Genomic DNA, 25,100 nt, shown 5'->3' with positions numbered 1-25,100 from the left:
GCAACGCGCCTGATACGCGGGAGGCTTCAGGGCGGCGGAGAAACTTCTGTCCCGACCACGCCGCCGAGCTCCTGGCATCTCCATTCTCTGCCGTAACGCATTGAGCGTGTCAACGCCCGCAGGCCCGACGCCGGTGTGCGGTGGAATACGGCGAGTTCGCGGTTTGCAACAACTGCCGGTGGTTCGCGCCGTCGGATGTGCGCATTCCGCTGTCCCGTTGACAAGACATGCGCTGACAAGGCAACGGGGATCGTCCCGGCGAACCGTGGTCCGCCGGGACGATCCCCGCAAGGCCCGACAGCGGTCAGGCGCGCTTCTTGAAGGTGGAGACCGCCCAGACGTAGCCGACGACGGCGAAGCCGACGCACCAGGCGACAGCCACGACGGCGTCGCCGCCCGACACGTTGCCGGCGAGCAGACCGCGCAGCGTCTCGATGATGGGGGTGAAGGGCTGGTACTCGGCGAACTGCCGCACGCCGGCGCCCATCGAGTCCGCGGGCACGAACGCGCTGCTCAGGAACGGCAGCATGATCAGCGGTACGGTGCCGAGCCCGGCCGTCTCCACGGACTTGGCGGCCAGGCCCATCGCGACGGTGAGCCAGCCCGCGCCGAAGCTGAGCAGCACGAGCAGCCCGATGGCGCCGAGCCACTCGGCGGCGCCGGCCTTCGGGTCGAAGCCCATGAGGAAGGCGACGCCGATGAGGGCCGCCTCGGCCGCCAGGCAGCGGACGGTGGTCACCACCACGTGTCCGGTCAGGACGGAGCCACGGGAGACGTCCATGGTCTTGAACCGGTTGATGATGCCCTTGGTCATGTCGTCGTTGACGGCGGTCGCCGTGGCCCCGAGGCCGTAGCTGACGGCCATCACCAACAGGCCCGGCGTCGCGTAGTCGATGTAGTCGACGCCGACGCTGAACGCGCCGCCGAAGACCTTGACGAACATGAGCATGATCACGATGGGGAACAGGACCGCGTTGAACACGGTGGTGGGGTTCCGCAAGGTGTGCTTCATGTTGCGGCGCAGCATGATCGCGGAGTCGGCGAGAGGTGCCGTGGCGGTGCTCATCGCGCGATCGCCTCCTTGTCCGTGCGCTGGGCGACGACGTCGACGGTGTCCCCTGTGTCGCCGGTCAGCGCGAGGAACACGTCGTCGAGGTCCGGCGAGTGCACCGAGAACTCCTGTGCGTTGAGGGAGTGTTCGTCGAGCCGGTCGAGCAGCGCCCGCAGCGACCTCGACTGGCCGTCGCTGGGCACCCGCAGGGCCAGCTCCTCCTCGTCGGGGGTGCCGGCGGGCAGGATGCGCGCCGCCGCGTCGAGTTCGTGCTGGTCGGCGAAGCGGAGGCGGACGTGGGTGCCGGGAATCTGCCGCTTGAGCTCGTCGGCCGTGCCCTGGGCCACGAGGCGGCCCTGGTTGAGGACCACGATCCGGTCGGCGAGCTGGTCGGCCTCTTCCAGGTACTGGGTGGTGAGGAAGATGGTCGTGCCCTCGGCCACCAGGTCGCGGACGATGCCCCACATGGTGCGCCGGCTGCGCGGGTCGAGGCCCGTCGTCGGCTCGTCCAAGAAGATGATCTTGGGCGCGCCCACCAGGGTCATCGCCAGATCGAGTTTGCGGCGCATGCCGCCGGAGTACGTGACGGCCATCTTGTCCGCCGACTCCTCGAGGTCGAAGCGCTCGAGGAGGGACTTGACGACCTGGTCACCGGAGCGCACTCGCTTCAGATCCGCCATCAGCTGCAGGTTCTCGCGGCCGGACAGCAGATCGTCCACCGCGGCGAACTGGCCGGTCACACCGATGGAGGCGCGCACTTGCTTCGTCGCCTTGGCCACGTCGTGCCCTGCGACGCGCACCGTCCCGGCGTCGGCGGTCAGCAGCGTCGTCAGGATGTTCACCGTGGTCGTCTTGCCGGCGCCGTTGGGGCCGAGCATCGAGAAGATGGACCCCGCCGCGACCTCGAAGTCGATGCCGTCCAGCACGACTTTGTCGCCGTACGCTTTGCGCAGCCCTGAGACTGCAATCGCGGAACTCGTCATACCGCCACTGTTCCGGGCCGTGCTGACAGGGCGCTGCCGCGGACCTGACACGGCTTTGGAGCCTTCTCAGCTGCAATCTCGCGAATCTCCCTCCCTGGTAAGGGAACTGGCTCACGCCTGGTGTCCGGCAAAGCATCGGACCGTCCGGGAGGAGGGGTCGTCACCCGTCCCGGACGGTCCGATGGGTCTCTGGCCGGCTCTAGACAGTCTGTGCCGCGATCACGTCCAGGATCTGGCTGCCGTGGTCGACGAGGTACATGTGGTCGCCCGGGAACTCCACGTAGGTGAACGCGCCGGTGGTCGCGTCCTTCCACTGCCGGGCTTCCTCGGCAGTGACGAGACCGTCGTGATCGCCGCGCAGCGAGACGACCGGCACCGTCACCGGGTCGTCGGTGCTCGGCACGTAGGCCTCGTGCATCGTGCAGTCGGCGTGCAGGGCGGGCAGGATCAGCTCGCGCATCTCCGGGTGGTCGAGGGCTTCGTGCCGGAAGCCCGCGAACTCCTCGACCCTGGCGAGGAATTCGTCCCCGCTCAGGCCCGCCGCCCGCCGTTCGCGCTGGGTCCAGGGCCCGGGCGAACCGCTGACGACCAGGCGCTCGACGGGCACGTTGCGCCGGCCGAGCAGATGCGCCAGTTCATAGGCGAGTACGGCGCCGAGGCTGTGGCCGAACAGGATGGTCCTGGTGCCCTCACCGAGTTCGGCGACGACGTTGTCGATCTCCGCCTTTGCGGCCTCGACCACATTGCCGTACGGCTCCTCGAGCAGCCGCTTCTCCCTGCCGGGCAGGTCCACCGTCGCCACGCGCCAGCGGCCTGCGGCCAGCTCCCGCCACGGGTGGAAGAACGATGGGCCCGCTCCGGCGAACGGGACGCACAGCAGCGCGATCTCGCTCTCCTGGTCCGCGGGCGTGCCGGTCTCACTCATTCTGGTCGACCCCCAACTCTCCTCGTTGCTTCGGATTCCTGGTCGCCGCGCCGGTCACTGGGCCAGCTTGCGCGCGATGACCTGCATGATCTGGCCTGCGGGCTTGGGCATGTGCAGGTCGTGGTGCGAGGCGTCGACGTCGTACTCCTCGATGGAGCCTTCGATGTGCGGCCGCCAGTCGGGCCCGTAGGAGGTCAGGCCGTCGACCTTGTCCACGGTCGCGTTGAAGTACAGGAGGTCACCGCGGTAGACCGGCGAGTCGAAGTCGCCCATCTTCTGCAGGTTGTTGGACCCCACGCGGGACATGTTCACGAGGAAGTCGTCCATGTTGCTGGTGTTCATGAACTGGCCGAAGACCTCTTCGACGTCCTCGCGGTAGAGCTCGGGGGTCCGGTCGGCGACCTGGTTGAACCCGTTCTCGGGGTCGGGGCTCGCCGGCTGGGCGTCGAGCACGGCCAGGGTCTCGATCCGGTGGCCCAGCTGGTCGAGCTGTACCGCGATGGCGTGTGCGATGGGGGCTCCGTAGGACCAGCCGACGAGGTTGTACGGGCCCTCCGGCTGGACCTTGAGGATCTGCTCGAGGTAGTCGTCGACCATCTCCTGCACCGAACCGGCCACCGGGTCCTTGCCGTTGGAGCCGCGGGACTGCAGGGCGTAGCACGGCCGGTCCGGCGTCCAGGGGGCGAAGGTGAAGTACGCCCAGCCGAGGCCGCCGCCGCCGTGCACGAACCACACCGGCGGCTTGCCGGTGCCGGGGTCGCGGTTGAGCGGCAGGACGACACCGAAGGAGTCGTCGTGCTCGCCGGGGATGGAGCCGATGAGCAGCAGCGCTGCCAGCTCGGCGACGGTCGGGAACTGGATGATGGTCCGCAGCGGCATATCGACGCCGAAGTGCTTGCGGATGCGGGCGCCCAGTCGGGTCGCGAGCAGGGAGTGCCCGCCGAGGGTGAAGAAGTCGTCGTCGATGCCGACGCGTTCGAGGCCGAGCAGGTCGGCGAAGAAGCCGCAGAGCTCTTCCTCGTGCGAGTTGCGCGGCTCGCCGCTGCTGACGGTGGTGGTGTGCTCGGACGGCAGCGCGTTGCGGTCGATCTTGCCGGATGCGGTGAGCGGCAGCCGGGACAGCGGGACGACCGCGGCCGGCACCATGTAGTCGGGCAGGCGCCCGCGCAGGTAGTCGGGGAGTTCCGCGAGCAGCGGAGCCAAGGCCGTGGCGAGGGCCGGGGCGTTGGCCCGGAGCCGGCCGACGGTGTCGCCGGATACGTAGGTGCCGGTGACGGGCCCGGTGGTGTGGCCCTGGGGCAGCAGCACCGCGTCGAAGGCGTGCGGGTGCGCGCCGGACCAGGTGAGCACCGCTTCCAGGCCCTGCTGCGCGGCCCAGGCGGCGATCTGGTGCGGGTCGCCCGGTGTGCCGGGCAGCGTGTCCTCGTGCACGACCGCGGCGAAGGTCGCCGTGGCGGCCTCTTCGACGAGGCGGGCGTTGGGGATGCCCGTCACGCGCAGCGGTCCGCCCGCCCTGCGCGCGGCGGCGGCCCAACTGGTGTGGTCGCCGTCCCACGTCGTCGTGGGCACGGCGGACAGATCGAGTGCGGTGGTGGCCGGCTCCTGGTGCAGGACGACCTCGTAGCGGTGTCGGGTGAGGGCGTTGTGCACCGCCCCCGCCTTCAGCCGGATGTCGACGGCGACTGCGTGGTCGGCGGCCCAGTCGGTGAACCACTGCGGGGCGACGAACAGTTCGCGCTCCGCGAGCAGCGTCTGCTCGACCGAGGCCCGCAGCTCCTCATGCGAGGCGTAGGGCTGTTCGGCGCGGACCTCGGCGGCGGCCAGGGTGCGCTGGGTGGCCGCGTTGCGCACATCCCCGACGATCAGCCGGCCGCCCGGCGCGAGCAGGGACAGGACGCCGGTGAGGACCCGGTCCAGATAGTCCGTGCCGGGGAAGAACTGCGCCACCGAGTTGAGGACCACGGTGTCGAACGCGCCGCTGGGCAGGCCGAGAAGGTCGTCCGCCGCCTGGACGCTCAGGCGGACCCGGTCGCCGTGGCCGGCCTCCTCCACCTGCTCGGTGAGGCGCTCCACCACGGAATCGGAGACGTCGGTGGCCCAGTACTCCTCGACCTCGCCGACGACCTTGGACATCAGGAGCCCCGAGCCCACGCCGATCTCCAGGACGCGCCGCGGAGCGAAGCGCAGCACCTGCGCGGCCGCCGCGTCGCGCCACTGCTCGACGTCCTCGTCGGTCAGTGGCTGTCCGGTGTACACGGCCTCCTTGAACTGCTGGAGGTCCTCGCCGAAGGGCACGTGCGCGGTGTCGTGCCAGGCGTCGTCGAAGGTCTCGCGCCACGCGGCCAGCTGACCGGCGGTGTCGGCCGTGACGGCGTCCGGGTCCGGTGCGACGTACGCGACGAGGCGCTGGTCGCCCTTCTGGTCCTCGCGTACGGCGACGGCCGCCTGCGCCACCGCGGGATGCGAGGTCAACGCCTGTTCGATCTCGCCGAGTTCGATACGGAAGCCGCGGACCTTGACCTGGAAGTCGGTGCGGCCGAGGTATTCGACCTGACCGTCCTTGGTCCACTTCACCAGGTCGCCGGTCCGGTACATCCGACTGCCCGGCTCACCGAACGGCGAGGCCACGAACCGGCCCGCCGTCAGCCCGGTCTGCCCGAGATAGCCGCGGGCCAGCTGCACACCCGCCAGATACAACTCCCCCGCCACACCAGGAGCGACCGGACGCAGCGCCGCATCCAGCACGTACACCTGGGTGTTCCAGACCGGGGCACCGATCGGCACCCGATCCTCACCCGGCACATGCTCCCAGGCGGTGACCTCCACGGCCGCCTCGGTGGGACCGTAGAGGTTGTTCACGGAGCAGCCCGGCAGCAACTCGGCTACTCGGTTGGCGAGTTGCGGCGGAAAGGCCTCGCCCGCCACTTCGATCCACCGCAGGCTCGTGCACTGGCCGGCCGTGGGTTCTGTCACGAACGCTTCGAGCAGCGACGGTACGAAGTCCGCGCCCGTCACGCCCTCGCGCTGGATCAGCTCAGCGAGATACGAAGGATCACGCCGGCCGTCCGGACGGGCGATCACGATCGCCGCACCCACCTGCAACGGCGCGAAGATCTCCGGCACCGACACGTCGAAGCTCGCCGTCGTGCTCAGCAGCACCCGGTCCTCGACACCAACGGAGAAGTGCGAAAGCCCCCACGCGAGCCGGTTCATGATGGCCCGGTGAGCGACGGGCACACCCTTCGGGCCACCCGTCGAACCCGACGTGAAGATGGCGTACGCGGCGTTGTCCGGCGACAACTCGCGCACCGGATTCGACTCCGGATACCCGGACACGTCCGGGAGTTCTTCCTCCAGCACCAGCAGTGGCTCGGCGCTCGCGAGGACGTGCCGCACCCGGTCCTCGGGCAGCTCCGGGTCGATCGGCACATACGCCGCACCCGCCTTGACCACCGCATAGATCGCCACCAGCAGATCCACCGAGCGGGGTATCTTCACCGCCACAAGGCGCTCAGGTCCGGCACCCTGCTCGATCAGCCAATGCGCCAGCCGATTCGCGCGACGGTTGAACTCCCCGTACGACAACCGCTCCTGCTCGCCGACCAACGCCAGAGCATCCGGCGTCCGCGCCACCTGCGCCTCAAACGCCGACGGCAACGTACCTGCCTCCACCGGCTGCGCGGTGTCATTCACCCCGCGCACCAACCAGTCCCGCTCCTCCTCCCCCAGCACCTCGATCGAGCTGATCGGAGCGTCCGGAGCGGCGACCACCTGGCGCAGGACACGGGCGAAGCGGGCGCCGATGGCCTCGGCGGTGGCGCGGTCGAAGAGCTGGGTCGCGTACATGAGGTCGCCGCGCAGCGCTCCGTCGCCGTCCACGGCCATGCCGATGAACAGGTCCGTGAGGGAGGTCTGGGTGAGGTACTGCTCGAACTCGACCTTGAGGTCCGGGAGTTGCACGGAGTGCTTCTCGAAGCTCTGCCAGGCGAACATCACCTGGAACAGCGGCTGGTACGCGGTGGAGCGCTCGGGATTGATCAGCTCGACCAGGGTCTCGAACGGCACGTCCTGGTGCTCGTAGGCGGCCAGCGCCTTGTCCCGCACCTGCGGCAGCAGAGCGGCGAAGGAAGGGTTGCCGGACAGGTCGACGCGCAGCACCTGGGTGTTGACGAAGAGACCGACCAGGTCGGCGAGGCCTTCGTCGGTGCGGCCGGCGATCGGTCCGCCGATCGTGAGGTCGTCGCCACCGCCGAGCTTGCTCAGGAGTACGCCGAGCGCGGCCTGGAGGACCATCGCCATGGTCATGCCGCGCTCGTCGGCCAGCTTCTGCAGCCCGGCCGTGACCTCCGGTTCGACCGTGAGGGAGATCGAGCCGCCCTGTGTGGAGCGCTGGGCGGGCCGTGGCCGGTCCAGCGGCAGGTTCAACGGCTGCGGTACGCCGGTCAGTTCCTTGCGCCAGTACTCGGCCTGCGCGGCGGCGAGCGAGCCGGGCGTGGTCACGTCGCCGAGCAGTTCGCGCTGCCACAGCGCGTAGTCCTTGTACGTCACCGGCAGCGGCTCGTACACGGGAGCGCGGCCGTCCCGCCGCGCGGTGTACGCGGCGATCAGGTCCCGGGACAGCGGCCCGCCGGAGACGCCGTCGGAGGCGATGTGCTGGATGAGCAGCACGAGGACGTGCTCCTCGGGCGCGAGGCGGAACAGCCGGGCCTTGAGCGGGGTTTCGGCCGCCAGGTCGAAGCGGTGCGCGATGAACGCGTCCACGGCACCGCCGAGTTCGCCGTCGGCTACGTCGACGACCGGCAGCGGGACCTCGGCCTCGGCGGCCGGCAGGATCTTCGCGTACGGCTCGTCGTTGTCGTCGGTCAGGAACAGCGTGCGCAGGGTCTCGTGACGGGCGACCACATCGTGCAGGGCCGCGGCGAGAGCGTCCCGGTCCAGTGGCCCGGTCAGCCGGAACGCCGGTGAGATGTTGTAGGTCTCGGCCCCGCCTTCCAGCTGGTGGGTGAGCCACATGCGGCGTTGCGCGAACGAAAGCGGAATCACTGGTCTTTACTCCTCGGTGATCATCCGGCGCAGGGCGGGGCGGACGGGTACGGCCGATTCCTGCGACCACGCCGCGAGCTCGGCCACCGTGGGCAGGTCGAAGATCTTGCGGATGGGTATCTCCATGCCGAGCTCCGCGCGGGCCCGGGTGATCAGCCGCGTGGCGAGCAGGGAGTGTCCGCCGAGCTCGAAGAAGCCGTCGTCGACGCCGACCTGATCCAGGCCGAGGATGTCGGCGAAGAGCTTCGCCAAGGACTCCTCGCGCGGGGTGCTCGGCGCCCGGTAGGGAGTCCCGGTCGTGAGGTCGGGGGCGGGCAGGGCCTTGAGGTCCAGCTTGCCGTTGGGCGACAGAGGCAGCCGCTCCAGTGGTACGTACGCGGCCGGGACCATGTACTCGGGCAGCCGGTCGGCCAGGTGCTCCTGGATCTCGGCCGCGTCCGGGACGGTGGCGCCCTCGGCGGGCACGAGGTAGGCGGCCAGGAAGGGGGCCTTGTCGTCGGGGTGCTGGGTGACGACGGCGACCTGCGCGATCTGCGGATGCGTCGTCAGGGCCGCCTCGACCTCGGCGGGTTCGACGCGGTAGCCGCGGATCTTCACCTGGGTGTCGATACGGCCCAGGTGGAGGAGTTCCCCGTCCCGGGTCAGGCGGGCGAGGTCGCCGGTGCGGTACATCCGTGAGCCGGGCGGCCCGTAGGGGTCGGGTACGAAATGGTCGGCGGTCAGGCGGGACTGGCGGTGGTAGCCGCGGCCGGCCCCGGCCAGATACAGCTCGCCGGGGGTGTCGGGCGGCAGCAGCCCCAGACCGGGACCGAGGATGTAGGCCCGCACGCCGGGGAAGGGAGCGCCGATGGGCACGCCGTTGCCGTAGGTCTCCTGCGGGTTGAGCAGGTGGGCGGTGGCGTAGAACGTCTCGCTGGGACCGTAGCTGTTGATGACACGCGCCTTGGGCCAGCGGCTGCGGACCCGTTCGGCGAGGACCGGGGTGAGCACCTCGCCGGAGATGTTCAGGGCCGTCGGGTCGATGCGGTCGGCGAGCTGGTCGACGAGTTCGGCGAAGGCGGAGGGCACCGAGCAGATGACGTCGACGTCCCAGTTGTCGCGCTCGGCCAGCTCCAGGACGTCGCGCACGATCTCGGCGGTGCCGCCGGTGGTGAGCGCGGCGAACGTTTCGAAGGTGGCCACGTCGAAGCCGAACGAGGCGGCGACCAGGATGCGCAGGCCGTCCTGTGCACCGGCCTGTTCGACCATGGTGTCCACGGCGTTGACGACGGTGGCCTGGGTGACGCCCACACCCTTGGGGACGCCGGTGGATCCTGAGGTGTAGATGACGTAGGCGAGGTTGTCGGGCCCTGCCTCCGGTCGCTGCGCGGCACGCTCGGCGGTGGCGTGCAGGTCCACCTCGTCGAGCAGGCGGACCGGGATGTCCGTCTCGGGCACAAGCCGGCTGGTCCCGGCGTCGGCCAGGATCAGGTGGGGCCGGGCGGTGGGCAGCACGTACGGCAGGCGCGCGGCGGCGTAGGCGGGGTCGACGGGCAGATACGCGCCGCCGGCCTTCAGTACGCCGAGCAGCGCCACGACCACGTTCACGCCGCGTGGCAGCACCACGCTCACCACGGTCTCCGGGCCCACTCCCCGACCGGCGAGATCCGCGGCGAGCGCTTCGGCGCGGGCGTCGAGTTCGGCGTACGTGAGAGAGGTGCCGCCGCAGACGACGGCGACCCGGTCCGGGGTCCGCGCCACCTGCGCCTCGACGAGTTCGGTGAGGGTGACGTGCCGGGCCCGGGCGGCGGCTTCGTCGTACCGGGCCAGCATCCGGTCGCGTTCGCCCGGTTCCAAGGAGTCGATCTGCGCGACCAACAGGTCGGGGTTGGTGGCCAGTTGACGCAGGAAGCTCACGAGCCGGGCCGCGTGCAGCTCGACGGTGGCCCGGTCGAGGACGGACGGGGCGTACTGGATGACGAGCTGCAGGTGCGGGTCGGCCGCCGCGGTCAGGCACAGCGGGTAGTGGTTGCCGGCGAAGGGGCGCATGCCGGTGAAGGTGATGCCGTCGGCGGCGTCGCTGGCGGCGCCGATGCCCTCCCGGTCGACCGGGTACGACTCGAAGACGACCAGGGTGTCGAACAGGGAGCGGACTCCGGCAGCCTGCTGGATGTCGGCGAGCCCGTAGTAGTGGTGGTCCGCGAGGGCGGCCTGGCGGCTCTGCAGCCGGCCGAGGAAGTCGGCGACCGTCTCACCGGGCTCGTAGGTGACGCGTACGGGCAGGGTGTTGATGAACATCCCGACCATCGACTCGACGTCCGCGACGGCGGGCGGGCGGCCGGAGACGGTGGCACCGAAGACCACGTCCTGGCGGCCGGTGAGCTGGCCCAGCAGCAGGGCCCAGGCGCCCTGCACCAGGGTGTTGACGGTGATGCCCAACTCGCTCGCGCGGCGCACGAGTTCATGGGCCTGCTCGATCGGGAGCGGCGCCTCGACCTGGTCGCGCAGCCCGTTGTCCGTGTCCGCGGACTCGGCGGCGAGCAGCGCCGGCTCCTCGATTCCGTCGAGGTCCTGAGCCCACGCCCGCGCGGCCTCGTCCTGGTCCTGGCGGGTGAGCCAGGACAGGAACTCGCCGTAGTCGCGGGTCGGCGGCAGGGCGCTCAGGTCGCCGTCCGCGGCGTAGAGCAGCAGCAGGTCCCGCATGAGCAGGGGCGTGGACCAGCCGTCGTAGAGCGCGTGGTGGGCGGTCAGGACGAGTTCGGGTCGGTCCGGGTCGAGGACGGCGAGGGCGAGCCGCATCAGCGGCGGGCGCTCCGCGTCGAAGTAGGTCGTCTGGTCGTCCTTCAGGAAGGCTTCGAACCGCTCGGTGCGCTCCGGCTCCTCGACGGCGCTCAGGTCGAGGTACTGCCACGGCAGCTGCACCGCCTGCGGGATCACCTGGACGAGCGCGCCGTCGGCCGGGTCGACGAAGGCGGCGCGCAGCGCGGGATAGCGGTCGAGCAGTGCCTGTGCGGCGCGGTGCATCCGCTCGGGGTCGACCCGTCCGGACAGATGGAAGACCAGCTGGATGTGGTACGGATCGAAGTCCGCACCGGCCAGCTTCGCCTGGAAGAGGATCCCGGACTGTGCGGGGGTCGTCGGCCAGATCTCGGTCAGCTTGCCGAAGCGTTCCTGCCAGGCATCGATCTCGCCCTGGCCGACCGAGACGAGCGGGGCGTCGCTTGGGGTGAGGCCGCCGGCGTCGGGGCGAGTGGCATGGCGGGCGAGGGCGGTGAGTGCCTGGACCCACAACTCTGCGAGTTCGGTGACCTCTTGACGGGTGAGGACGCCGGTGGGGAAACCGAAGTACGCGGTCAGCTCCTCTCCCTCGCCGGTGTCGGTGGCGACCGCGTTGATCTCCAGGGCGGACAGGACCGGCATGTCGGCGTCGGCCGCGGCGATCAGATCCTGATGGGTGGTGTCCGGCGCCCAGCCCAGGTTCCGCAACTCCTCGGGCAGGTCGGCGGCGGAAGCCTTGCCCAGGTAGTTGAAGCCGATCTGCGGCCGGGCGAGACCGGCGAGCTGCCGGCCCGTCGTCACGTTCAGATGCCGCAGCAGGCCGTAGCCGAGGCCCGCGTCGGGGATTGCCCGCAGCTGTTCCTTGACCGCCTTGACGGCCTGACCGGCCGCCGCACCGCCGGCGAAGGCGTCGGTGAGGTCGATGCCGGTCACGTCCAGGCGCACCGGGTACATGGCGGTGAACCAGCCGATCGTGCCGGACAGGTCCGCGCCGGGGATCAGGTGTTCTTCGCGGCCGTGGCCTTCCAGGCGGACCAGCGTGGCGGCGGCGTCGGGGCCGTGGTCGGCGCGCCAGCGGGCCAGCGCGAGAGCAAGACCGGCGAGCAGGCCGTCGTCGGCCCCGGTACGGAAGACGGTCGGCACCTTGTTCAGCAGCGCGCCGGTCACCTCGGCAGGGATCTGGATACGGACCGTGTCCACAGTGGCGGTGACGTCTCGGGCAGGGTCCAACTCCCTTGCACCCAAGACGGGTTCATCGCCCGCGAGGATCTCCTGCCACACCGGGAGCTCGGCCACGCGCCGCTCGGAGGCTGCCTGCTCGGCCAGCGCGTGCAGCCAGCGGCGCAGCGACGTACCGGTCAGGGCGGGCTCGTCCGTCTCGGTGCCGCTGACGGCCTGCTTCCAGGCGTCGACCAGGTCCGGCAGCAGGATGCGCCAGGACACACCGTCCACGACCAAGTGGTGCAGCACGATCAACAACCGGTCCGACTGATCATCTCCGGCACTGGTGAACCGTACGAACTGGGCCATCACCCCGGCATCGGGGTCCAGCCGGTCGGCCGCAGCATCCAGCTCCCCCTGCACCTCATCGGCCGCATACGGCACGTCACGCAGCAGCTCGTCGGCGCGCACGCTGCCCGAGGGCAGCATCCACAGGCCCGGGTTGACCCGGTCCAGTTTCGAGCGCAGCGCGTCATGCCGGTCGAGGACCGACTGCAGGGTCGCGACCAAGGTAGGCCGGTCGATGCCCGCGGGCAGAGTCAGCAGCGCCGACATGCAGAACCGGCCGATCCCGCCGCCCAGTTGCAGGACATGTGCGGCCGTCGGCGGCAAGGGTGCCCAGCCGACACCGCGACCCGGCAGCTCGGCAAGGACCACCCGTTCCTCGTCGGCACGCTCGGCCACCAACTCGGCCAAGCGCAGCACGGTGCGCTGCTCGAAGATCTCGCGGGTGGTGACAGTGACACCGCGGCTCTTGGCGCGGGCCACCACCTGGATGGAGCGGATGCTGTCGCCGCCACTGGTGAAGAAGTCGTCCTCGATACCGATCTCACCGGCACCCAGCACGTCCGCATACACCTCGGCGAGAATCCGCTCGGTGTCATTGCGCGGCGCACGATACTCACCCCCGGTGAACTCCGGCACCGGAAGAGCGGCACGGTCCAGCTTGCCGTTCGCCGTCAGCGGCAGCCGGTCCAGAGTGATCAACTGGGCGGGCACCATGTACTGGGGCAGCCGCTTGGCCGCGAACCGCCGCAGGTCCGCCACGGTCGCGCCGGCGTTGATGTCTCCCCCGCCGTCCTCGGAGTCGCCTGCGGCCTGGGCCACGTAGCCGACGAGCCGCTTGGTACCAGAGGGGTCCTCGACAACGGTGACCACTGCCCGGCTCACCGCAGGGTGCTGGGCGAGCACGGCCTCGATCTCGGTCGGCTCCACCCGGATGCCGTTCACCTTGACCTGATTGTCGGCGCGGCCCTCGTAGACGAGCTGCCCGTCGGCGTTCCAGCGCGCGAGGTCACCGGTGCGGTACATCCGCGCGCCGGGAGGTCCGAACGGGCTGGCCACGAAACGTTCCGCCGTGGCCGCACTGTTGCCGTAGTAGCCGCGAGCCACCAGACCCGCCACATACAGTTCGCCGACCACGCCCGGCGGCAGCGGCGCCAGCTCCGGGCCCAGTACGAACGCCTGCATGTTCGCGAGCGGCGTGCCCACAGGCACGGCTCCCGTTCCGGTCCAGTCGTGCGGCGCGGTGAAGGTGGAGGCGTAGAAGCTCTCGGTCTGCCCGTAGGCGTTCATGACGCGAGTGCCGGGCAGCTCCTTGTGCACCCGCCGGACCAGGTCCGACGACAGCGCCTCCCCCGCGAACACCACGGTGTCCACCTCGAGTTGCAGCCCCTGCGTACCGAGCTGGTCCAGGAGCGCGGTGAACACCGCGGGCACCGCACTGATCGTGGACCCCGACCAGCTGTCCCGCTCGGTGAGCTCCAGTACGTCACGCACGATCTCGACGCTCGCGCCGGAGGTCAGGGCTGTGAAGATCTCGAAGACGGACACGTCGAAGTTCACCGACGTCGCCGCCAGCATCCGCGATCCCGCCCGGACCCTGGTGCGGGTGGCCAGGTCCTTGACGCCGTTCACGATGCCGGCGTGGGTGAGGGCAACGCCCTTCGGCGTCCCGGTCGACCCGGACGTGAACATCACGTAGGCGAGATGACCGGGATCGAGACCTTCCGGTGCGCCCGTGACGCCGGGGCCGTCGAGTTCGAGGTCCGGCTGCAGGTCGTCGAGGTGGAGCACGGGCGGGCGGCAGCCGTCGACCGCCTGGGCCGTCGCGAGGTCGGTGAGTACGAGCGCCGGGTTCGCCGCGTTGAGCAGCAGATCCACCCGAGCGGCCGGGTAATCGGGGTCGATCGGCAGATACGCGCCGCCCGCCTTGAGTACCGCGAGCAGCGCGACGGGAAGGTCGGCCGTACGGGGCAGGGCCACCGCGACCAGGGTGTCCGGGCCGACACCCTGCTCACGCAACACCACCGCGAGACGACCCGCGCGGGCCTCCAACTCCCCGTACGAGAGCGAGGTCCGGCCGGACACGACGGCTGTCGCCTCCGGGGTGCGGGCGGCCTGTGCCGACACCAGCTCGGGCACGGTCGCCGCCTGCACCGGCACGTCCGTGTCATTGAGCAGCGCGAGACGGCTTCGCTCCTCGTCGCTGAGCACGTCCACACTGCCGATCCGCTTTCCCGGATCGGCAACCACCTGGGCCAGCACGCGTACGAAGCGGTGGACGAGCGCCTCGGCCGTGCAGTGGTCGAACAGCTCCGTGGCGTACTCGAGGCGGCCGTAGGCACAACCCGACGCATCGGGGACGATGTTGAAGAACAGATCGAACTTGGCCGTGTCCGTGCCCAGCGGCAGCGGCGTGACCGTCAACCCCGACAGTTCGATCGGCGACCAGCCGAACTGCCACGCCAACATCACCTGGAACAACGGGTTGTACGCCGTCGTCCGATCCGGGCTGAGCAACTCCACCAGGTGCTCGAAGGGCACGTCCTGGTTGTCGTACGCGCCCAGCGCCCGCTCCCGCACCTGGTCCAAAAGCTCGTCGAACGTCGGATTCCTCGACAGATCGACCCGCAGCACCCACGTATTGGCGAAGAACCCGACAAGCTCCTCCAACTGCTCATCGGCACGCCCCTCGATCGGACTGCCGATCGTCAGATCATTGCCCGCCCCCAGGTGATGCAGGAGCACCGCGAGCACACCCTGAGCGACCATCGGCGCCGTCGCACCGTGAGCAGAAGCGAGCCTGCCGATACCGGCGACGAGTTCCGGTGCGAGCTCCAAGTCGACATACCCGCCCCGATGGCTCGCCGACGTCGGACGCGGCCGGTCCAGCGGCAACTGCACCGGCTGCGGAACGCCCGCCAACTCCCCACGCCAGTACGCAAGTTGTTCGGCGGCCACACTGTCCGGGTCGTCCTCGTCGCCGAGCATGTCGCGCTGCCACACCGAGTAGTCCTTGTACTGGACCGCCAACGGCACGTAATCGGGGGCACCACCCTGACGCCGAGCGTCGTACGCGGTGATCAGATCGGTGAGAAACGGCGCCATCGACGCACCGTCGGCCGCCGTGTGGTGGAACACGAACACCACGACATGCTCCTGCGGCGCGGTACGGAGCACCGTGGCACGCAGCGGCAGGTCCTTGTCGAGCGCGAACCCGTCGGCCACGAACACATGCAGCGCCGCGTCCACCGCGTCCGCGGCGACGTCGACCACCGGCAGCGGCACCACGGCCTCCGCGGCAGGCACGACCACCTGCTGGGGCGTGCCGTCCTCGCTCTCGACGAGCAGGGTGCGCAGGCTCTCGTGCCGGGTGACGACATCCCCCACCGCCGCGGCCAACGCCTCTGTGTCCAGCGGCCCCTCGAGACGCAGCGCGAACGGAATGTTGTACGTCGCCGACGGCCCCTCCAGGCGGTCCAGGAACCACAGCCGGCGCTGAGCGAAGGACAACGGGATCATCGAGCTACTCCTCATGCGTTCATCTGCCGGAGCTGGAGGCGGTTCGACTTGCCCGACTTCTCGATCCGCGTCGCCAGGTCGGCGACGGTCGGGCTGCGGAACACGGTCGTGACCTTCACGTCGACCTTCAGTTCGCTGCGGATGCGGCCGACGAGCCGCGTGGCCAGCAGCGAGTGGCCGCCGTTGTCGAAGAAGTCGGCGTCGATGCCGATCCGGTCCACGCCGAGCAGCTCGGCGAAGAGCCGGCACAGGACTTCCTCGTTGTGGTTGCGCGGGCCGCGCCCCGCGTCCGCCTCGGGGCGGTCCGGTGCGGGCAGCGCGCCACGGTCGAGCTTTCCGCTGGGTGTCTGCGGGAACGCGGCGAGCGGCACGACGGCCGAGGGCACCATGTACTCCGGCAGATGCTCGCGGGCCAGCTCGGTGAGCGCCGCGACGTCCACCTCGGCGGGGCCGGCCAGGCCCGGTGCGGGTACCACGTACGCGACGATCCGCTGGTCGTCGGCGCGGTCCTCGCGGACCACGGCGACCGCGCTGTCGACCTGCGGGTGCTTGGCCAGGACCTGTTCGATCTCGCCGAGTTCGATACGGAAGCCGCGGACTTTGACCTGGAAGTCGGTGCGGCCGAGGTATTCGACCTGTCCGTCCTTGGTCCACTTCACCAGGTCGCCGGTCCGGTACATCCGACTGCCCGGCTCACCGAACGGCGAGGCCACGAACCGGCCCGCCGTCAGCCCGGTCTGCCCGAGATAGCCGCGGGCCAGCTGCACACCCGCCAGATACAACTCCCCCGCTACACCAGGCGCGACGGGACGCAGCGCCGCATCCAGCACGTACACCTGGGTGTTCCAGACGGGAGCGCCGATCGGCACCCGGTCCTCACCCGGCACATGCTCCCAGGCGGTGACCTCCACGGCCGCCTCGGTGGGACCGTAGAGGTTGTTCACGGAGCACGAGGGGAGCAACTCGCTTACGCGGTTGGCGAGTTGCGGCGGGAACGCCTCCCCCGCGACCTCGATCCAGCGCAAGCTGGTGCATCCCTTTGCCGACGGCTCGGTCACGAACGCTTCGAGCAGCGACGGTACGAAGTCCGCGCCCGTCACGCCCTCGCGCTGGATCAGCTCCGCCAGGTACGAAGGATCGCGCCGGCCGTCCGGCCGCGCGATCACGATCGCCGCACCCACCTGAAGCGGCGCGAAGATCTCCGGCACCGACACGTCGAAGCTCGCCGTCGTGCTCAGCAGCACCCGGTCCTCGACGCCAACGGAGAAGTGCGAAAGCCCCCACGCGAGCCGGTTCATGATGGCCCGGTGAGCGACGGGCACACCCTTCGGGCCACCCGTCGAACCCGACGTGAAGATGGCGTACGCGGCGTTGTCCGGCGACAACTCGCGCACCGGGTTCGACTCCGCGTAATCGGCGGTATCCGGCAGATCGACATCGAGCACCAGCAGCGGCTTCGCGCTCGCGAGTACGTGCCGTACCCGGTCCTCCGGCAGCTCCGGGTCGATCGGCACATACGCCGCACCCGCCTTGACCACCGCATAGATCGCCACCAGCAGATCCACCGAGCGGGGTATCTTCACCGCCACAAGGCGCTCAGGTCCGGCACCCTGCTCGATCAGCCAATGCGCCAGCCGATTCGCCCGACGGTTGAACTCCCCGTACGACAAACGCTCCTGCTCACCCACGAGGGCAAGCGCATCCGGCGTCCGCGCCACCTGCGCCTCGAAAGCAGCAGGCAACGTGCCTGCCTCCACCGGCTGCGCGGTGTCATTCACCCCGCGCACCAACCAGTCCCGCTCCTCCTCCCCCAGCACCTCGACCGTGCCGACCGGGACCGACGGGTCCTCGAGGATCTGCTCGAGGACCCGGACCAGCCGGCCGGCCACGGTCTCGGCCGCCTCGTGGTCGTAGACGTTCTTCTGGTAGTCGAGGGAGAGCCGCAGGTAGGGGTCGGACGAGTTGAGCGTGAGGGGGTAGTGCGAACCGGCGAAGGGGCGGATGGCGTCGATGGAGATGCCGGCCGAGTCGTTGGCGTCGACGATGCCCTCGCGGTCGACCGGATAGTTCTCGAAGACGACGATCGTGTCGAACAGGGCGGGCAGTCCGGTGCCGCGCTGGATGTCGGCCAGGCCGTAGTAGTGGTGGTCGATCAGGCTGATCTGCCGGTTCTGCAGATCGGTGACCACCTCGGCCAGCGTGCTGGCGGGCAGGCAACGTGCCCTGGTGGGCAGGGAGTTGATGAAGAGTCCCACCATCTCGTCGCTGCCGGTCACCTCCGCGGGGCGGCCGTTGACGGCCGCGCCGAACACCACGTCCTGCTGCCCGGTGAGCTTGGAGATCACGACGGCCCAGGCGCCCTGCAGGAGCGTGTTGAGGGTGACGCCGAGTTCGGCCGCGCGCCGGGCGAGTTCGCGGCCCTTGTCGATCGACAGCGGGACCTCGACGCGGCCGAGTGAGGCGGCCTCGCCCTTCGAGGGCAGGCCCGCGGCGACGAGGGTGGGCTCGTCGAAACCTTCGAGTTCGGCCTTCCAGCGGGCGGCCGAGGCCGCGCGGTCCTGGCGGGTGAGCCAGGCCAGGTAGTCGCCGTAGGAGCGGACCGGGGCGAGCTCGCCGGCCTCCGCGTACAGGCTGATGAGGTCCTTGATGACCAGCGGTGAGGACCACCCGTCGAAGAGGGTGTGGTGTGCGGTGAGAATGAGCTTGGACGTGTCCGGCCCGCAGGTGAGCAGGGCGAGTCGGAGCAACGGGGGCCGGACGGGGTCGAGTTGGTCGGCTCGGTCCGCGGCGAGCGCCGCGTCGAGCGCGGTGTCCTGGGCGGCCGCGTCCTGTCCGCTCAGGTCGAGGTGACGCCACGGCAGATCGACGTGTTCGGCGACGACCTGCACCGGTTCGCCGTCGGCGGTGGTGACGAACGCGGAGCGCAGGTTCGGGTACCGCTCGAGGAGGGCCTGGCCGGCCGCGCGCATGCGCTCGGGGACGACGGGTCCGGACAGGTGCAGTACGAACTGCATGTGGTAGACGTCGAAGGCGCCGTCGGCGAGCGCGGCCTGGAACTGGATGCCCAGCTGGCCCGGTGCCTGCGGCCACACCTCGACCAAGCGTCCGTAGCGCTCCTCCCAGGTCTCGATGTCGCTCTGGCGCACCCTGACGAGCGGGGCGTCCGAGGGGGTGAGGCCGCCGGCCCGGCCGCTCGCGGCGTGTGCGGCCATGCCGCGCAGTACCACGACCCACAGGTCGGCGAGTTCGGCGGTCCGCTCGCGGGACAGCACTCCGCTCGCGGACATGAACGCGGCCTGCAGGCGGGTGCCTTCGGGAGTGTCGGTGGCCACCGAGTTGACTTCGAGGGCGGACAGCGCGGCCAGGTCCGGGTCCGGTTCCGCGATGAGCTCGGCGGACCAGGGTGAGGGGCCCCAGCCGTCGGTGCGCAGGTGCTCGGGCACGTCGGAGTCGGAGATCCTGCCGAGGTAGTTGAAGCCGATCTGCGGCACCGGCAGCTCGGCGAGCTGTTCGGCGGTGTCGGTGTTGAGGTGGCGCAGGAGGCCGTAACCGAGTCCCTTGTCCGGGGCTTCGCGCAGCTGCTCCTTGACCCGCTTGATCGCCTCGCCGGCCGCGGCGCCGCCGGCCAGCACGTCGGCCGTTGACAGGCCCCGCACGTCGACGCGCGCCGGGTACATGGTGGTGAACCAGCCGACGGTGCGGGAGAGATCGGCGCCGGGAACGGCGTCCTCCTCGCGGCCGTGTCCTTCGAGACGGACGAGTGCGGCGCACTCGGTGCCGCGCCACCAGTCGAGCGCGACGGCCAGGGCGGCGAGCAGTACGTCGGTGCCGGTGCTCTTGTAGGCGGCGGGCAGCTTGGTCAGGACCGCCTCGGTCACATCGGCGGGCAGCTGCACCCGGACGGTCTCGACGGTGGACCAGGTGTCGAGGGCGGGGTCGAAGGGGCGGGCGCCGAGCGGTGCGTCGGCGCCGGGTGACTCCAACAGGTCGCGCCAGTACGTCAGTTCTGCCTCGCGGGCGGGGTTGTGGGCCTCGTCCTCGAGGGCGGCGGCCCAGCGGCGGGCCGAGGTGCCGACGGCGGCGAGTTCGGGCGTCCTCCCTTCGCGGACCTGCTGCCAGGCCTCGGCGAAGTCCGACATGAGGATGCGCCAGGAGACACCGTCGACCACCAGGTGGTGCAGCACCACGAGCAGCCGGCCCGCGCCCGACGGCGGGGCGAACCAGACGAAGTCCGCCATGGTGCCCGCAGGGGGGTCGAGTCGGCCGGTCGCGTCGTACAGCTCGGCCTTCGCCAGGGCAAGGGCGGACGGCTCGTCCCAGCCGCCCTCGAAGTCGACCCGGGTGATGAGGCCGGCGGCCCGTACGCTCCCGGGTTCGGCTATCAGCAGGGAAGGTTCGTCGCCGGGGACGAGGCGGGAGCGGAGCAGGTCGTGCCGGTCCAGGACGGCGTCCAGGGTGGCGGCGAGACCGTCCGCGTCGATGGCGGCGGGCAGTTCGAGGACCATCGACATGGCGAACCGGTCCGTGCCGCCGCCCTGTCCGAACACATGCTGCGCCACCGGCTGCAGCGGCATCGTGCCGACGCCGCCGCTCTCGTCCTCGACGAGGACCGGGGCGCGGTCCTTGCGGTCGGAGGCCACCTCGGCGAGGCGGGCGGCGGTACGGCATTCGAAGATCTCCCGGGTGGAGACCTCGAGGCCCCGGGCGCGGGTGCGGGCCACCACCTGGATGGAGCGCAGGCTGTCGCCGCCCACCGCGAAGAAGTCGTCGTCGACGCCGACCCGGTCCACGCCGAGCACGTCCGCGTACGCCGCGGTGATGATCAACTCGGCCTCGGTGCGCGGCTCCCGGTAGGCCTCGCCGTGGAACTCCGGCTCGGGCAGGGCCGAGCGGTCCAGCTTGCCGGTGGGGCCGAGCGGCAGCTTGCCGAGGGCCACGAAGGCGGACGGCACCATGTAGTCGGGCAGGCGCCCGGAGACGTACTTGCGCAGTTCGGCGGAGGAAGCACCGGCGAGCACGTCCACATCGCCGATGCCGCCGGCGCCGTCGTCGCCGACGGCTCCTTCACCGGTGTGCACCACGTAGGCGACGAGCCGCTTGCCGCCCGAGGGCGCCTCACGGCTGATGACGACTGCCTCGCTGATGCCTGGGTGTGCGGTGATGGCCGCCTCGACCTCGGCGGTCTCGATACGGAAGCCGCGCACCTTGACCTGGCCGTCGCCGCGGCCGACACACTCCAGCTCACCCTCGACGTTCCAGCGGGCCAGGTCGCCGGTGCGGTACATCCGCTCACCGGCCGGGCCGAAGGGGCTCGCCAGATAGCGCTCGGCGGTCAGGGCCGGGCGGCCGTGGTAGCCACGGCCCAGGCAGCCGCCCGCCACGTACAGTTCGCCGACGACTCCGCGCGGCACGGGGACCAGCCCCGGGCCGAGAACGTAGGCGCGCATGTTGCCGAGCGGGGTGCCGATGGGCGCGACGTCGCTGTCGTCCCAGGTTTCGCCGGCGCCGAGCGCGAAGGTGGTGGCGTAGAAACTCTCGCTCTGCCCGTACGAGTTGACGATCCGCGCGTCCGGAAGGGCTTCGCGCAGGCGGCGCACCAGGCGGCCGGGCAGGACGTCGCCGGCGAGGACGACGGTGCGCAGGTTCGGTGCCTTGTCCAGGTGTCCGACCAGTTCGCCGAGCACGGAGGGGACGCCGCTGACGATCTGTCCGTCCCAGCCGTCCCGCTCGGCGAGCGCCAGCGCGTTGGGCACGAGCTCGGCGGTGCCGCCGGTGGTGAGGGTGGTCAGGAGCTCGAAGACGGAGACGTCGAAGTTGACCGAGGTGGCGGCGAGCATGCGCCAGCCGGGCGGTACGTCGAGGACGCGGGTCAGCTCCCGTACGCCGCCCACGACGTTGCGGTGGGTGATCGAGGCGCCCTTGGGCTTGCCGGTGGAGCCGGAGGTGTACATCACGTACGCGAGGTTGTCCGGGCCGAGCGGCGCGGTGCGGGTGGTGTCGTCCGGAGCTCCGGCGGGTGTCTGCCAGTGCGCGCGCTGGTCGAGCAGGACGCAGTCGACGTCGTTGTCGGGCGTCTGCTGCCAGGTCGCGGTGTCGGTGACGGCGAACCGGGGCGCCGCCTCGGAGAGCACGCTGTGGGCGCGTCCCCCGAGGTACTGGGGATCCAGCGGTACGTATCCGGCACCGGACTTGAGGATGCCGAGCAGTGCGGCCACCAGGTCCTCGGTGCGCGGCAGGGCGAGCACGACGAGGTCCTCGGGTCCTGCGCCGCGCCGGATCAGCTCCCAGGCGACGGCGTTGGCCCGGTCGTCGAGTTCGCGGTAGGTCAGCACCCGGCCGTCGCATTCGAGCGCGGGGGCGTCCGGCGAGGCGGCGACCTGGTGCTCGAAGGCCGCCGGGATCGTCAGCCCGTCGTCCGCGGGCACGGCGCTGTCGAAGAGGTGCACCAGTTCGTCGCGCTCGGTGTCGTCGAGGACGTCGACGGCGGTGATCGCCACCTGTGGGTCGGCCACGACCTGCGTGAGGACTCGGACGAACCGGTCGGCGAGCGCGGTGGCCGTCGAGCGGTCGAAGAGGCTGCTCGCGTACTCCAGACGGCAGCGGGCCCCGCCCTCGCCGAGCGGGACCAGGTCGAAGAACAGGTCGAACTTCGCGGTCTGCGTCTCCAGGCGCTGCACCTCGACCCCGAGGCCGGGCAGCGACAGCGGCGGCACCGGCGGCTGCCAGGAGAGCATGACCTGGAAGAACGGGTTGTACGCGGTGGAGCGGTCCGGGTTGAGCAGCTCCACGAGCCGTTCGAAGGGCATGTCCTGGTTGTCGTACGCGGCCAGGGACTTCTCCCGCACCTGCGCGAGCAGCTCCCGGAAGGCGGGGCGTCCGCTCAGGTCGACGCGCAGCACCCAGGTGTTGACGAAGAAGCCGACGAGGTCGCGCAGGTCCTCGTCGGTGCGGTCGGTGATCGGGGCGCCGATGGAGACGTCCTCGCCGCAGCCGAGCTGGTGGAGGAGCACCGCGAGCGCCGAGTGCATGACCATCGAGACCGTGGTCTCCAGCTCGGCGGCGAGCTGTTCCACGCCCTTCAGCAGCTCGGGCGTGATGGCGAAGGGGATCCGGTCGCCCTCGGCGCTCATCACGCGCGGGCGCGGGCGGTCGGTCGGCAGCGCCAGCGGCTGCGGAAGACCCGCCAACGCTTCGCGCCAGTACGCGAGTTGGCGTGCCGAGACGCTCTCGGGGTCGGACTCGTCGCCCAGCACGTCGCGCTGCCACAGCGTGTAGTCCGCGTACTGCACCGGCAGTTGCTCCCAGGCCGGCGCCCGCCCCTCGCCGCGGGCCGCGTACGCATCGGTGAGGTCCCGGAACAGCGGCCCGAACGACTCGCCGTCCACCGCTATGTGGTGGGCGACGACGACCAGGGTGTGGTCGGTGGGCGAGGACCGAAGGAGCCGGGCCCGGATCGGGGCGTCCGCCGCCAGGTCGAAGGTCATGGTGGCGGTCGCTTCCACAGCGGCCGCCAGCTCCTCGTCCACGACATCGGCGACGGGCAGTTCGAAGGGCTGCTCCCCCGGCCCGAGCACCCGCTGGAAGGGGGTGCCGTCATCGCCCTCGACGATCACCGTGCGCAGCACCTCGTGCCGGTCGACGACATCACGCAGCGCCGACTGCAGCGCCCCCACGTTGAGTTCACCGGTCAGCCGCAGGGCGAACGCGCCGTTGTAGGTCGGCGAAGGGCCCTCGAACCGGTCCACGAACCACAGCCGACGCTGGGCGAACGACAACGGGATCATTGTTTCTCCAAATCGGCGGAAACCTGTGGGAGCTGAGGCGTGCTTCAGTTCATGTCGAGCAGGTCGAGGAGCTCGTCGTTGTAGAAGTCGTCGATGGAGCAGGCACCCGACAGCGTGGAGAAGTAGCGGTCGATGTGCTCCTGGTGGCCGACCAGCTTCTGCAGCATGTCGACGCGCCCCTGGGGCTTGAGCTCGGCCACGTTGAGCGCGCCCTGGTAGTGGCTGAGGGCCTCGCCGCTCAGGTTGTTCTCGTAGGCCCGCAGGGCGGAGGCGAGTGCGGCGTCCTCGTGCAGCTTGTCGCCGATGTTGTCGGTCAGCGTCTGGGCCTGGACGAAGGCCTCGGTGATGCCGCGGGCCGTGATCGAGTCCTTGTGGTTGACCGCGTCGCCGACGAGCACCCAGCCGGGTCCGTACGCCTTGCGGAAGTAGTTCTCCTGGTGGCCGGTGCCGTACAGCTGCTCGACGCGCTCGCCCGACTGCATCCGCTCGTAGAGCTCGGGCGCCGTGGAGCGGAAGGTCTCCAGGTAGAAGGGCTCGACTCCCTTGCGGACGTCGTTGTACTCGTCCTGCGGGAAGTACGTCATGAGGAGTGTGAGGTCGTCGTTGGTGGGGATGACGCCGATCCAGCGGCCGGGGCGCTCGTACAGCTCGAAGTGCGTGGGCACGTTCGCCCAGTAGCTGTAGTACGTGCAGGTCACCCTGGGGTGCTCGATGACGTTCTGTGCAGCGGTCTTGCGGGCCACCAGCGAGCGCATGCCGTCGGCGCCGACGACGAGCCGCGCGCGTTCGGTGGTCTCGGTGCCCGCGGGCGTCGTGTACTTCACGCCGACGACGCGGTCGTCCTCCCACAGCAGGTCCTTGACCGCGCAGCTCTCCTGGAAGTCCACGCCGGCCTCGACCGCTCCTTCGGCGAGCAGCGGGTCGAGTACGTAACGGCGGGGCGCGTAGGTGTAGTTCAGCCCTTCGAGCGGCAGCGAGAAGCCCTCGACGCGGACACCGGGACCTTCGTAACTCTGCTTGGTGATCTTGCGGCAGCCGGCGCGCTCGAGCTTGTCGAGCAGGCCCCAGCGGCTGAGCAGGGACATCCCCTGCATGTGGATGTAGTGCGAGGACAGCGTGTCCTGCGGGAACTTCGCCTTCTCCAGGAGCAGGACCCGATAGCCCTGCCGCGCGAACAGCATGGCGGTCGGCGAACCCGCACAACGGGCACCGATGACAATGACGTCGTACATGGCGCGCCTCTCTAACCAGGTAGTTTCTTGACGCAGCGCGGCTGCGGCGAAGGCCTTCAGGCCGTGGGGCAGAGGGATTCGATGTAGGCGGAGATCGACGCCACCGTCGGGTGGAGGAACATCTGGTCCATCGGGACCTCGACGTCCAGCTCCTCCATGAAGGCACCCTGGATCTTCACCATGATCAAGGACTGGCCGCCCAGGGCGAAGAAGTCGTCGTCGGGCGCGATGTCGTCGCGCCCCAGTTCCCGGCACCAGATGGCGCGCACACGGTCGGCAGTCATCGGTTTCCCTTCGGGG

General features: G+C 70.3%; 8 protein-coding genes. All 8 read right to left on the bottom strand.

Going from position 1 to position 25,100, the window contains the following annotated elements; all coding sequences use genetic code 11:
- Window positions 1–304: 304 nt before the first annotated feature.
- On the bottom strand, window positions 305–1,066 hold the full coding sequence (locus ABT367_RS16815; RefSeq protein WP_352253854.1) for an ABC transporter permease: 762 nt from the start codon (window positions 1,064–1,066) through the stop codon (window positions 305–307).
- Window positions 1,063–2,034: an ATP-binding cassette domain-containing protein gene (locus ABT367_RS16810; RefSeq protein ID WP_352253853.1), complete on the bottom strand. Its 972-nt coding sequence runs from the start codon at window positions 2,032–2,034 to the stop codon at window positions 1,063–1,065. Before ABT367_RS16810 ends, ABT367_RS16815 begins: the two co-directional genes overlap by 4 nt.
- A gap of 199 nt (window positions 2,035–2,233) precedes the next feature.
- Window positions 2,234–2,959: a thioesterase II family protein gene (locus tag ABT367_RS16805; protein ID WP_352253852.1), complete on the bottom strand. Its 726-nt coding sequence runs from the start codon at window positions 2,957–2,959 to the stop codon at window positions 2,234–2,236.
- Window positions 2,960–3,013: 54 nt separating this feature from the next.
- A complete protein-coding gene (locus ABT367_RS16800) occupies window positions 3,014–8,002 on the bottom strand; it encodes an amino acid adenylation domain-containing protein (protein WP_352253851.1) in 4,989 nt (1,662 codons plus the stop codon).
- Between the two features lie 6 nt (window positions 8,003–8,008).
- A complete protein-coding gene (locus ABT367_RS16795; RefSeq protein ID WP_352253850.1) occupies window positions 8,009–15,784 on the bottom strand; it encodes an amino acid adenylation domain-containing protein in 7,776 nt (2,591 codons plus the stop codon).
- Window positions 15,785–15,795: 11 nt separating this feature from the next.
- A complete protein-coding gene (locus ABT367_RS16790) occupies window positions 15,796–23,568 on the bottom strand; it encodes an amino acid adenylation domain-containing protein (RefSeq protein ID WP_352253849.1) in 7,773 nt (2,590 codons plus the stop codon).
- Window positions 23,569–23,612: 44 nt separating this feature from the next.
- The gene (locus ABT367_RS16785) at window positions 23,613–24,800 is read right to left on the bottom strand and encodes an NAD(P)/FAD-dependent oxidoreductase (protein WP_352253848.1); all 1,188 of its coding nucleotides are present in this window, start codon (window positions 24,798–24,800) and stop codon (window positions 23,613–23,615) included.
- A gap of 56 nt (window positions 24,801–24,856) precedes the next feature.
- Window positions 24,857–25,084, bottom strand: coding sequence for an acyl carrier protein (locus tag ABT367_RS16780; RefSeq protein ID WP_165329990.1), 228 nt, complete (start codon window positions 25,082–25,084; stop codon window positions 24,857–24,859).
- Window positions 25,085–25,100: the final 16 nt, after the last annotated feature.

The sequence above is a fragment of the Streptomyces mesophilus genome (genome assembly GCF_040300965.1).
Lineage (GTDB): Bacteria > Actinomycetota > Actinomycetes > Streptomycetales > Streptomycetaceae > Streptomyces > Streptomyces mesophilus_A.
The sequence above is the reverse complement of the archived record's forward strand: the minus strand, read 5'-3'. Positions and strand labels throughout refer to the sequence as shown.